The organism is Gottfriedia sp. S16(2024) (assembly GCF_050473765.1).
Taxonomy (GTDB): domain Bacteria; phylum Bacillota; class Bacilli; order Bacillales; family Bacillaceae_G; genus Gottfriedia.
This window is the reverse complement of the sequence record NZ_JBFLUO010000001.1, coordinates 829686-842049: the sequence shown is the minus strand read 5'-3', so window position 1 is coordinate 842049 and position 12364 is coordinate 829686. Positions and strand designations below refer to the sequence as shown.

11 protein-coding genes and 1 riboswitch are annotated in these 12364 nt (G+C 33.9%); of the genes, 8 read left to right on the top strand and 3 right to left on the bottom strand.

Annotated features, from left to right (window positions below; translation table 11 throughout):
* The first annotated feature begins 33 nt into the window (after nt 1–33).
* The 4 genes from AB1282_RS03945 to AB1282_RS03930 all read left to right on the top strand — a co-directional run bounded on the left by AB1282_RS03945 (nt 34) and on the right by AB1282_RS03930 (nt 3961).
* Nucleotides 34–879 carry an ABC transporter ATP-binding protein gene (locus tag AB1282_RS03945; protein ID WP_056476253.1) on the top strand — a complete coding sequence of 282 codons (846 nt, stop codon included), beginning with the start codon at nt 34–36 and terminating at the stop codon, nt 877–879.
* Nucleotides 830–1750, top strand: coding sequence for an iron-hydroxamate ABC transporter substrate-binding protein (locus tag AB1282_RS03940; RefSeq protein ID WP_056476256.1), 921 nt, complete (start codon nt 830–832; stop codon nt 1748–1750). Before AB1282_RS03945 ends, AB1282_RS03940 begins: the two co-directional genes overlap by 50 nt.
* A 193-nt stretch (nt 1751–1943) precedes the next feature.
* The gene (locus AB1282_RS03935) at nt 1944–2954 is read left to right on the top strand and encodes a FecCD family ABC transporter permease (RefSeq protein ID WP_056476259.1); all 1011 of its coding nucleotides are present in this window, start codon (nt 1944–1946) and stop codon (nt 2952–2954) included.
* Nucleotides 2951–3961, top strand: coding sequence for a FecCD family ABC transporter permease (locus AB1282_RS03930; protein WP_056476261.1), 1011 nt, complete (start codon nt 2951–2953; stop codon nt 3959–3961). Before AB1282_RS03935 ends, AB1282_RS03930 begins: the two co-directional genes overlap by 4 nt.
* 61 nt (nt 3962–4022) lie before the next feature.
* On the opposite strand, the gene AB1282_RS03925 is transcribed toward AB1282_RS03930, so the two are convergent.
* The 3 genes from AB1282_RS03925 to AB1282_RS03915 form a co-directional block, all read right to left on the bottom strand.
* Nucleotides 4023–4610 (bottom strand): xanthine phosphoribosyltransferase, encoded by a 588-nt coding sequence (locus AB1282_RS03925; protein ID WP_056476264.1) that lies wholly within the window; start codon nt 4608–4610, stop codon nt 4023–4025.
* A gap of 101 nt (nt 4611–4711) precedes the next feature.
* Nucleotides 4712–4813: riboswitch (purine riboswitch) on the bottom strand.
* A gap of 72 nt (nt 4814–4885) precedes the next feature.
* Nucleotides 4886–5452 carry an HD-GYP domain-containing protein gene (locus AB1282_RS03920; protein ID WP_056476267.1) on the bottom strand — a complete coding sequence of 189 codons (567 nt, stop codon included), beginning with the start codon at nt 5450–5452 and terminating at the stop codon, nt 4886–4888.
* Nucleotides 5453–5486: 34 nt separating this feature from the next.
* Nucleotides 5487–6920: a BglG family transcription antiterminator gene (locus AB1282_RS03915; RefSeq protein WP_056476270.1), complete on the bottom strand. Its 1434-nt coding sequence runs from the start codon at nt 6918–6920 to the stop codon at nt 5487–5489.
* Between the two features lie 387 nt (nt 6921–7307).
* Between AB1282_RS03915 and AB1282_RS03910 the strand changes: the two genes are divergently transcribed.
* From AB1282_RS03910 to AB1282_RS03895, 4 genes are all read left to right on the top strand, one after another.
* Nucleotides 7308–7790 carry a hypothetical protein gene (locus AB1282_RS03910; protein WP_056476272.1) on the top strand — a complete coding sequence of 161 codons (483 nt, stop codon included), beginning with the start codon at nt 7308–7310 and terminating at the stop codon, nt 7788–7790.
* Between the two features lie 281 nt (nt 7791–8071).
* Nucleotides 8072–8281, top strand: coding sequence for a heterocycloanthracin/sonorensin family bacteriocin (locus AB1282_RS03905; RefSeq protein WP_429898507.1), 210 nt, complete (start codon nt 8072–8074; stop codon nt 8279–8281).
* Between the two features lie 173 nt (nt 8282–8454).
* Nucleotides 8455–10401, top strand: coding sequence for a putative thiazole-containing bacteriocin maturation protein (locus tag AB1282_RS03900; protein ID WP_056476280.1), 1947 nt, complete (start codon nt 8455–8457; stop codon nt 10399–10401).
* Nucleotides 10398–12341 (top strand): TOMM precursor leader peptide-binding protein, encoded by a 1944-nt coding sequence (locus AB1282_RS03895; RefSeq protein WP_056476283.1) that lies wholly within the window; start codon nt 10398–10400, stop codon nt 12339–12341. The genes AB1282_RS03900 and AB1282_RS03895 overlap by 4 nt, the downstream gene beginning before the upstream one ends.
* Nucleotides 12342–12364 lie beyond the last annotated feature (23 nt).

Here is a 12364-nt window from a genome sequence, read left to right as displayed (position 1 = left end):
CGGTTGAAATATTAAATGAATGGAGGTCCGTTTATGGTACGGTTATACACTAATGAATTGACCATTGGTTATGGTGATCGTTTGATAGTAAAAGACCTTAATATAAAAATTCCGGATAAACAAATTACAACAATCATCGGTTCAAATGGATGCGGGAAGTCGACTCTTTTGAAGGCGATTACAAGAATAATCTCTCATCAATCCGGAACGATTATCTTAGACGGGGAAAACATTGCTTCAGAGAATACTAAATTACTAGCTAAAAAAATGGCAATTCTACCTCAAACACCAGAGAGTGCAAGTGGTTTAACAGTAGGTGAACTAGTGTCTTATGGTCGATTCCCATATCAAAGTGGTTTTGGCAGATTAACTCAAAAAGATATTGAAGTAATTGACTGGGCACTTGAGGTTACAGGTACAAAGGAATATAAGTACAAGTCAGTTGATTCGCTTTCAGGAGGTCAACGTCAACGAGTTTGGATCGCAATGGCGTTAGCACAAGAAACTGAAATCATTTTCCTTGATGAGCCAACTACATATTTAGATTCAGCTCATCAACTCGAAATTTTGGAGTTGTTACAAAAGCTAAATCAGGAACAAGAACGTACAATTGTTATGGTTTTACATGATCTAAATCAAGCTGCTCGATTTGCAGATTTTATCATCGCACTTAAAGATGGGGAAATCGTAAAAGCAGGCTCTTGCGAAGAAGTCATTACACATGAAGTTCTAAAAAAAGTTTTTTCAATTGATACAGTAATTGGAAGAGATCCAAGAACAGATAAACCAATGTGCATAACATACAATTTACTTAAGGGAGAAGAGAAAAATGAAGAAAATCTTAATACCATTTCTTTTAATATTCGTGCTAATTATTAGTGCATGTAGTAAAGGCGCATCAAGTACAGAAGGCTCAAAGAATGAACCAAAAAAGTCTGGAACTATTACATATCAATCGCAAAATGGTCCAGTTAAAGTCCCAGCTAACCCTAAACGTGTAGTAGTGTTATCTTCGTTTGCAGGAAATGTAATGTCTTTAGGAGTTAACATTGTCGGTGTTGATTCTTGGTCTAAGTCGAATCCTCGCTGGGCTGAAAAATTAAAAAATGCTGAAGTTGTTTCAGATGATAATATCGAAAAAATTATTGAGCTAAACCCAGATTTAATTATTGGTTTAGATAATGTTAAAAACCTTGATAAATTAAAGAAAATTGCACCTACTGTAGTTTATACATACGGCAAAGTAGATTACTTAACTCAACATATTGAAATTGGTAAATTATTAAACAAAGAAAAAGAAGCTCAAGCATGGGTAGATGATTTTAAAGCTCGTGCACAAAAGGCCGGCGAAGAGATTAAAGCTAAAATTGGTCCAAATGCAACTGTTTCTGTAATTGAAAAATTCGACAAGCAGCTTTATGTATATGGTAATAACTGGGGTCGTGGAACAGAAATTCTTTACCAAGAAATGAAATTAAAAATGCCTAAAAAAGTTGAAGAAAACGCATTAAAACCAGGATATTTTGCAATTTCATTAGAAGTACTTCCAGAGTTTATGGGTGACTATGTGATCTTCAGTAAATTTGATCAAACTGATACTTCAGTCGAAAAAACAGATACTTATAAAAATATACCAGCAGTAAAGAATAAGCACGTTTTCGAAGTAAATGGAAGTGAATTCTATTTCAATGATCCAGATACTTTAGACATGCAATTAGAATTCTTTAAAAAGCAATTTCTAGGTAACTAACAAAAATAAGAGTAGGAATTTTATTATTCCTACTCTTATTATTTAGACATTGTCCAAAGATTTTATTGTAGACTGTTTGAAAACATTTGTCTTTCGAGGCCCGAACTTATCCTAGTCGGTAATAAGCACTGCAGAAAGCGAGCGTTTGGAGGACAGCCTGAAAGACATTCTATATAGAGAAGATGAGAGGCTAATGAGACAAAAAAACAAAGGTTCTGTTCCATTCTTTTTTAAATTTATATTGGGGATGATCATTTTTATTATTATGTTTGTAATTGCGATTGTTTCCGGCGCAGCGGATACAACTGTTGGTGATGTATGGAATGCGATTTTTACAAACATGAATAGTCAACAGATTTCTATTATTAGGGAGTTGCGGTTACCTCGAGAAGTGGCGGCAATATTTGTAGGGGCAGCACTTGCGGTGGCAGGCGCTATTATGCAAGGGATGACAAGAAATCCGCTTGCAGATCCGGGTTTGCTCGGTTTAACGGCAGGAGCAAATGCAGCTTTAGCAATAACAATGGCTTTCCTACCAAAAGTAAGTTATTTTGGGATTATGATCGCTTGTTTTATTGGTGCAGCGGTTGGTTCACTAATCGTTTTTGGTATTGCTACCATGAAAAAAGGCGGCTTTTCTCCATTTCGTATTGTTTTAGCAGGGGCTGCTGTTACAGGCTTTTTAACTGCTATTTCTGAAGGTGTAGGGATTTACTTTAAAATATCTCAAAATATTTCAATGTGGACTTCAGGTGGATTAGTCGGTACTTCATGGGGGCAAGTAAAAACGATTACGCCTTTTATTATAGTAGGTGTTCTAGTAGCAATTTTCTTGTCACGTCAATTAACAATACTTAGTTTAAATGAAGAGGTTGCAGTAGGTTTAGGTCAAAATATCCCAAGAATCAAAGCAATTTTATTTGTAGTAATCGTTTTACTAGCTGGAGCGGCAGTTGCTCTAGTAGGAAATATGGCATTTTTAGGTTTAATGGTACCTCATATGGTGCGTGGATTCGTCGGAACTGATTACCGATTTATTATACCGATGTCTGCTATTTTTGGTGCTACATTCTTACTTTTGGCAGATACACTTGGGCGAACAATTAATATACCTTATGAAACACCAGTTGCAGCGATTGTTGCAATGATTGGCCTTCCTTTCTTTCTGTTTATCGTACATAAAGGAGGCAAAGAATTCTCATGATCCAGCCTGCTATTATTAGAAAACAAAGGTTAATTCTATTGATACTCTTTATACTTATTCTATTAACAATGTTTATTGGAATGAGTTTGGGGTATTCAGCAATACCATATAGTAGATTACTTCCAACATTTTTAGGTGATGGTACATTTAAAGAAGAGTTTGTAATCTTTTCAATTCGATTACCTAGAATGATTATCACTTTAATGGCAGGAATGGCCCTTGCACTATCTGGTGCCATTTTGCAAGGGGTAACACGAAATGATATGGCTGAGCCTGGAATATTAGGTTTTAATGCTGGTGCAGGTGTAGCTATTACAGTATTCTTTTTATACTTTCCAATTGAAGCAGGATCGTTTGTTTATTTAATCCCAATCGTTGGATTTTGTGGTGCTGTTATAACAGCAATTATTATTTACTTATTTTCTTATAAGAAAAATTCGGGTTTACAACCTATAAGACTAGTTTTAGTCGGTATTGGTTTCTCGATGGCTCTTTCAGGAATAATGATTGTATTAATTTCATCTGCGGAACGTGCTAAAGTAGATTTTATTGCAAAATGGTTAGCAGGTAATATATGGGGAACAGATTGGCCGTTTATTTGGGCATTCTTACCATGGCTAATTGTATTAATTCCGTTTACTTTATATAAAGCAAACACATTAAACCTTCTTAATTTAAATGAGCCTGTTGCAATAGGGGTAGGGGTCTCCTTAGAAAAGGAAAGAATTGTTTTAATGTTAGCAGCAGTTGCATTAGCAGCATCTGCCGTTTCAGTAACAGGAGGAATTGCGTTTATCGGATTAATGGCACCACATATAGCTAAAAGTTTAGTTGGCCCAAGAAATCAATTATTTATACCCATCGCAATTTTAATTGGTGGATTATTACTATTAGTTGCCGACACAATCGGAAGAAACTTAGTCGATCCGGAAGGAATACCAGCAGGGATTATAGTAGCCCTAATCGGTGGACCTTACTTTGTATATTTAATTCTAAAAAAGGCTTAATCAATAGAAAAAAGACATTGTGAACTACACAAAGTGTTCAAACAATGTCTTTTCTTTATTCTTAAACAGTTAATTCTTCATTTAAGTATTTAATTTGGCCTTCTTTTAAAGATTGAATACGAGCAAGAGATTCTACTCGATTACCACGATCACGCAGAAGCTTTCCACCATTTTGGAATGATTTTTCAATTACGATCCCAAAGCCAACTGTCTCTGCCTTCGCTTGTTCGATGATTGAAAGTAATCCAAGAGCTGCCTGTCCGTTTGCTAAGAAATCATCTATTATTAATACTTTATCGCCTTCGTCTAACCATTTATGAGAAATTGAAATTTCATTTTCTTCTTTTTTTGTAAATGAATATACTTTAGCAGTATAAACATCTTGCTGCATTGTGATTGATTTTTTCTTGCGAGCAAAAACTAGGGGAACATTTAAAGCAAGTGCTGTCATTAGCCCAGGTCCGATACCTGAAGATTCTATCGTAACTACCTTTGTTATTTTTTCTTCAGAGAATAAACGCGCAAATTCTTCCCCAATTTCTTTCATTAAAACAGGATCCATTTGATGATTTAAGAAAGCATCCACCTTTAATACATCATTTGCCAAAACGATTCCTTCTTGTTCAATTTTCTTAAGTAATAATTCCATAATGATCCCCCTTAATGTAAACAAAAAACTCAAAACATGTACTTCACTGTATAAAATGAGTGAAGTAACACATTTTGAGTCTTTGATTAGCAAGAGCTATAGACAGATGTGTTACCACTCATAGTCGGTAAATTTAAGGTTAACCGGTAGAAACTCGTGAGCCATATCCTCACTATTATACGAGTGAAATTTATAATTTTAATGAAACTATAACATGTTAATAGAATCTGGTCTAGCAATTAATAGGTGTAAATTATTAGCATTATTGAATATACCTAATACAGTTTACAAATAAACTTAGTGAACTCCTTTACTAAATCCTGGTCATAAACAGTACCACTTTTTTTTTGAATTTTTTTTAACGATAATTCAATTGAACATTTCTTTCGATAACAACGGTCATGGGTTAGAGCATCAAAACTATCAATTATTCTAACTATTTTCGAATTAAAATCAATTTCGTTACTACATAAACCTTCATAGCCAGTCCCATCAATATTTTCATGATGATAACGTACAGCTTTTAAAATATCTTTATGATATGAAAAATCTTTTAATAAATCATATCCATAAATTGTGTGATTCTTCATTAGATTCCACTCGGAATCAGTAAGAGGACCTCTTTTTGCAACGATTGAAATTGGTATTTTTAGTTTACCAATATCATGTACATAACCAATAAAATGTAACTGATTGGATTGATATAATGAGAGATCTAAATATCTACTGAATTTATACGACATTTCTCCTACACGCATCCCGTGTAAAAAAGTATCATGATCAAGTTGCCTTAGTAGATCAACTACCTCATTTGTGACGAATGTTTGCCTTTCTTTTATCATAAAATCACCTTTGAATGCTTATTCAAAATAAAATTTATTTTAATAAATGGGCGATATGATTAATATCGCGCTGTGAAAGTGTAGAACTAATTACCGCAATTGGAACAGTTTCTAGATCAATTTGAAAATCAGCAATGATAAAGTCTAAACGTAATTCACTGATCGTTTCCGGACTCAAATCGCCATTTTGGAGTTCAACAAACTGGATTTTATCTCCAAATTCCTTTATTAGTTTAGCTGTTAAATACTGCCGTACACCATAACCTTCACTACTTAACAGTAGGACCCTTTTTTTTACTAATGATAATTTAGTGATTATTGCTTGAATATTTAAAGTGATTTTAGCAATTACTTCATTATTTACTTCTGGGTATGAAAGGTTTTTGCACCATTTACGAAATACGGCTTTTACTTTATTAAATAACTCTGGATAACGCTTTTTAGCGTAATCAGATATGAGAGAAGATCGATCAATTCTACCGTTTAAAAAAAGAAATAGGGAAAGGACTTTAAATTGTTTTTGAAGAGTGAGAATAAAGTCATTATGATCATGTAATTTTATACTAAGCTTTTTTTCGAGCATCGTAACAAGCTCTTGTAATTCTAAATATTGTTTTTCGGATTTATTATGGTAGCTATTTATTATTTCATCTTGAGGTTCATTATCGCTAGAAAAATAAGGGAATGCAGATATCATTAGAGAAAGAGCGTTAATCTCATCTAATGGAATAGATACTTTATAAATTTTTTCTAGTTGTACGCCTATATCAGTTGCAACTGAAAAAAACTTCGTATCCTTAATATTGTTAGAAGGATTTAAGTCCAATTGTACATCTCGATCAATTCTTTGAAGCATCGTACCAACATAATAAATATATTTATACATTGTAGGTGGAAATAAAAATAAATTATTATTTTCAGCAGACTTTGTCACTACTTCTTTAATTATAGAAAACGATAGTGAATCATAAGGCCACTTATTAGTATAGGAATATAGACCATATAATACGTCACAGCATAAGATTCTTTTTTGAAACTCATTACCTACAATTTCAAGAGGTGCACGCTTTAAACTTAAATTATATGATTTCAATAAAGTGTCTACTCGTTCGAGAATTTTATAAACAGTATTATGATGTGTGTATAAAACTTTTCCTAAATCACTAATGTATTCAATCTCTTTAATTAGAATAAACATGATTACTTGAAGCGATAGAGAATTCTTAACAAAAAGAGAACGAACTTGATCAAGCGAGGAATTAATTGGATTATTTATATAAATACCTTTTCCTTTTATCGTTTCAATATGCCATCCTTCTGGGAATGTTGCATTGATAATTTGTATATCAGTTCTTATTGTTTTCTCGGTGCAATTTAAATTTTTAGCAAGCTCCTCTGTTTTGAACCATTTTTCTTGACTACTTAAAAGATCGATTAAGTGTAATCTTCGTAAACTCGCCTTATCCATCTCATCTCCTACTTTGATCTAAAATAATTTTATTTAAAATAAACTAACATTTTTTGTGATAACACTCACATAAAATGTTGTTGAGATAATGTTTTCAAAATTATTGTAAACTTAGATGATGGATTAGGAAATGACTATTTTTACCGTTAAAAACGGTAAAAATAAACACTAATCGACAATCTCCTTTTTATATAACGAAAGGCATACATCGTTTAGGGAAACTTTATATATTACTTGTTTTTACCTATCAAAACGGTAAAAAATAGCATTTGAAACTTTAATTAGCAAGACTATAATTTAATTTGAAAAGGAACTCGAGTTATTTTGGGATTGTATTCGGATGTGATCATGATTGGTGCTCTAAATTGAGAAATGAGGAGGGAAATGATGGGTACAGTGTTACTGTTTTTTATACTAGGAAAACTTTTGCTAGTTCAGTCTATGTTACATAGTCGAATTACTTTGTTAGGATTATTATTTAGTATTTTTATTGTTGTTTTGCTATATTTACTTCCAATCCTTTTAGAATTCAATAAAAGAGAACGAACTATTGGTTATAGTTTTACTTCATTAGTGGTAGGAACTATATTTTTAATCTGTACTATTTATGAAAGATATGCTGTTTTTGTATTTTCTACGCTTAATCAAACAGAAGAAATCTCCAATACTATATTCTCTTTTTTTATGATAGGGGACTTACTTTTCATTTTTGACTTTGTATTATTACTGTACCTCTTACTATTCAAAGTACTTAAAATAAAGACAACACAATTAATTTTCGGAAAAAAAATCAGGACAAATAAGATAGTATTAAAAAGGAATGTATATTCATATTCACCTCTTAAAAACATTACGCTTAATGAAGATTAAGGAATAACCGATATTAATGGATAGAGTTTAGAGACTAAATAAATGGCGTACGAAAAACCTCACTTTTGAAGTGAGGTTTTTTTTTGCACATTCAACCGGTGAATTCTTTTACTGAGGAGCAATAAATTGGGCAATTGAAACGGTAACATTGCCCAAGTCCTCAACATATTTTGTTGTTGAGAGTCTGCATTTTAGTAGATTCAAATTAGGGAATCGTATTTATTTTATTTAAGTGCGGTATGTTTTATTCGCTTTCAAATTTTATGTCGGAGGTTATAAAAATGTATGATTTTCAAAGAGAGCTTCAACAATTAAACGTTGGTCAGTTTCAATCAAGTCAATTAGTTCCATGGGACTATAATCAGTATCAAAATTTCGAAGCTAGAATGTGTGCATGTTTCTTTCCTTTCTTTAGTTGTTTTGGTTGCGGCGGTTGTGGAGGCTGTGGAGGCTGTTTCCGTTGTGGAGGATGCGGTCGCTGTCACCGTTAAATGTAATGTTTCATAAAAACTATTTGTCCATTTAGACAAACAGCCCCTACTAATCTTTGTAGGGGCTATAGAGTTATGTTATGACATAAGGAATACATAATATACATAGGATTATGAAGAAAGTATTTATGCTATTTAATGAACAACTCACTGTATCGAAGGGGTTGAAAAGGATGTCAAAATTGAATCCATCTGCACGTCTAAAGGTTAACCGAGATACTTTTTTTGTACCTGATTCGAATGGAGGGGTCTATTTTAGGAATAACTTAAGTTCATTTCGCATGGAAGGTGCTTCTGTTTACCAGTGGATTGAAAAGTTAGTGCCTATGTTTAACGGCGAACACTCACTAGATAGCTTAACAAATGGTTTGCCTGACCAATACCGGGATAGAGTAATTGAAATTGGTGAGACTTTATATAACAATGGCTTTGCACGGGATGTAAGTAAGGATCTGCCACATCAATTATCTAAAGAGATTTTAAATAAGTATGCCAGTCAAATTGAGTTTTTAAATTGCTTCGGAGATTCTGGTTCATATCGTTTTCAAACCTATCGCCAATCCAAGATATTGGCAATTGGTTCTGGAACAATTGTCACTTCGCTAGTTTCAGCATTATTAGAGTCGGGATTAGCGAAATTCCATCTTTTAATAACGAACACGGAAAATACTGATAAAAAACGAATAAAAGAAATTGTAGACAACGCACGAAAGACGGATCGTGAAGTCGAAGTTGAATTAATGAAGAGAGAGAAGCTTTCGTTACAAGAGATTGTATCGACTTTTGATTCGATTTTATATGTATCAGAAGATGATCGTGTTTATGAGCTTAAAATGCTTAATGAGATTTGTAAAAGGGAGAAAAAGAGATTTATTCCAGCAATTTCTTCCCAAAGGATCTGCATGACAGGACCACTAGTAACTTCAAATTCGGAAGCTTGCTTCGAGTCAGCATGGAGAAGCGTTCATCAAAACATACTCTGTGAAGAAGGAGTCAACCATCCATTGTCTTCAATTTCATCGGCAATGTTGGCAAATATAATGGTGTTCGAGTTATTTAAGGATATTACAAAATCACGCGAAACAGAAAAGAATAATCAAGTTTATATTATTAATCAAGAGACGCTAGAGGGCAGTTGGCACACATTCTCTCCTCATCCATTAGTGACTGGGAAAGCAAAAGCTAAAATAGTCCATAATTTTGAGGAAAAGCTAGAGCAAAACAAATTGAAAGGAGATCAAAGTAAGTTATTAACTTACTTAGGTCAGTTCAATTCACAAGAAACTGGATTATTTCACGTTTGGGATGAGGGCGAACTAAACCAACTTCCATTAGCTCAGTGTCGGATACAAGTAGTAGATCCTCTTACAGAAGGCCCAGTAAAATTACTAACGAGTACGATTTGTACTGAATTAACTCATGAAGAAGCAAGAAGAGAGGCGGGACTTACTGGAGTTGAAATGTATGTAGCTCAAATAGCCAATCAACTTATTATGAATTCAGAGTCCGATGTTGTTGAGAGTATGGAACCTGGTGAATACATCGCAATAGCTACTGGTCAAACTTTTTCAGAAAGTATTTGCAGAGCCCTACAAAAATATTTATCTGAAGAGCTTAATAAACAAGCGAGTGATCATAAAAGTAAAATTCAGGAAATAAAAGCGATAAAAATTGAAGATGATTGTGCTCAATTTTATTTACAAACATTAAATACAATACATGAATCTCCAAAAATAGCATTAGGGAAAGAGATTTGTGGATTTCCAGTAGTTTGGATTGGTACACAAAAAGGTTGGTATAGAAGTGTTGGTTTAAATATAACTATGGCCATACAAGATGCTCTAAAACAAGTACTTAAGGAGTTGCAAAATAAGACTCCATTACTTGCATCAACAGCTATTCAAAGTTCGTTAGTTTTAGTGGAAGAAAAGCAAATACCTGAAATTATTATTCCTCAATCTAATCGCGCTCAACATACTGATTTATTAGTCTCGGCTATTGATACTTTAAAACAGAAAAATATTGAATTACTAACATTGGAGTTTATGCTTGAATCGATTAATGTAGAGGAACTAGCGGGAGTTTATGGTGTCTTGTTAAGAGAGGTGAACTCAATTTGAATTCAACGGTTACCATTTTTGGAGAGGGATTATTAAGTAAGTACACATCTGAAATCCTTTTAAATAAGTATAAGATCGTTCAACAGAAAGATTTAGAGTCGAAGGTTTCTCAGGATACTAGTTTAATCCTTATTTTGGATGACGCATGGAACCCTAAGATTTATGAAAAAGCAGATGAAATCTTTAGAATAGGAACTGTTCCATGGCTACGTGCTTGTGTTTCGTTTGGGGAAGGTGTAATCGGACCTTTAGTACATCCAGGGCAAAAAGGGTGCATAAAGTGTGCCGATTTTAGACGTTTAATGGCTGGTAGAGAGCGAAGAGAAATGCTAGAAATAGATGATCAGTTATTAGAAGGCGATGGAGTATCGGATGATGTATGGGGTACAAGAACGGGACTTTTACAAATGGCTTACTTAATTGCAGCTGAAGTAGATAAATTTATGAACGGTAAAGAAACACGTCTAGAGGAACGAATTTTTTTATTAAATATGAAAACATTCAAGAGCTCAAATCACTTTTTTTTACCGAATCCTTTATGTCCAATTTGTGGTGAATTAGAAGATGATACTTCTGATTCAGCGATTATTTCACTTGAGCCTAGTATGAAAGTTTCGCCAACTAGTTATCGTAGTCGCTCAATGGATGAATTAAAAAAAGTGTTAGTTAATGATTATTTAGGTCAAAAGACAGGTTTTTTAAATGGAAAGGCATTTGATCTATCTACGCCATTTGCAGATGTAGTTGTAAATCTACCGTTACTACAAGGGGATGAAGGAACAGCAGGACGTACACTTTCATATGAATCTAGTGAATTAACTGCCATATTGGAAGGGTTAGAAAGGTATTGTGGCCTCACTCCACGAGGAAAAAAAACGGTCGTACATGATAGTTATAACAACGTAAAAGATTATGCAATTAATCCTGAAATTGTCGGTACTCATTCGAAAGAGCAATATGCTCTGCCGCGTTTTCCATTTAAGGCGTTTAATCCTAAACGGAAGATTGATTGGGTATGGGGCTATTCATTTTTGAAGGAAGAGCCGATTCTTGTACCGGAGTTGCTTTCATATTATAGTCTAGGATGCGGACACGGTTATGTGTACGAAACTTCCAATGGATGTGCATTAGGGGGCAGCCTAGAAGAAGCTATATTCTACGGTATTTTGGAAATCGTTGAACGGGATTCATTTTTAATGACTTGGTATGCTCAGTTGCCTCTTCCTCGACTTGATCCAAAATCGGCTAAGGATCAAGAACTCGATTTAATGATTGAGCGAATGCGCTTAGTTGGAGGGTATGATCTTCATCTATTTAATTCGACGATGGAGAATGGAATTCCAAGTATTGTTGCCATTGCAAAAAATCGAAAAGAACATGGTTTAAACCTCATTTGTGCAGCAGGCGCTCATCTTGACCCGGTTAGGGCGGTTAAAAGCGCAGTACATGAATTAGCTGGGATGATGTTAACATTGGATAAAAAGTTTGAAGAAAATTATGCTAAAAATATGAAAATGCTTTTAGACAACACTCTCGTTAAACAAATGGAAGATCATGGAATGTTATATGGTTTACGTCAAGCAGAGGAGCGTCTGAAATTTTTATTAGATGATAACCGTCCATTAAAGACTTTTGAGGAAGAATTTAAATGGAATACAAACCATCTGGATTTGACGAATGATTTAAAGGATATTCTACAAGAATTTAAAAAATTAAATCTTGATGTGATCGTAGTTGATCAAACTACACCTGAAATCAAAAGAAATGGATTATCTTGTGTAAAAGTCTTAATTCCAGGGATGTTGCCAATGACATTCGGCAATCATCTAAAACGATTGAATGGACTTGATCGAGTGTTAGAGGTTCCTGTTAAAATGGGTTATACGAAGAAACCGCTAAAGCCGGAGCAGCTCAATCCATATCCGCACCCGTTCCCATAGGTGGTGTTTTAGGAGGTTGATTG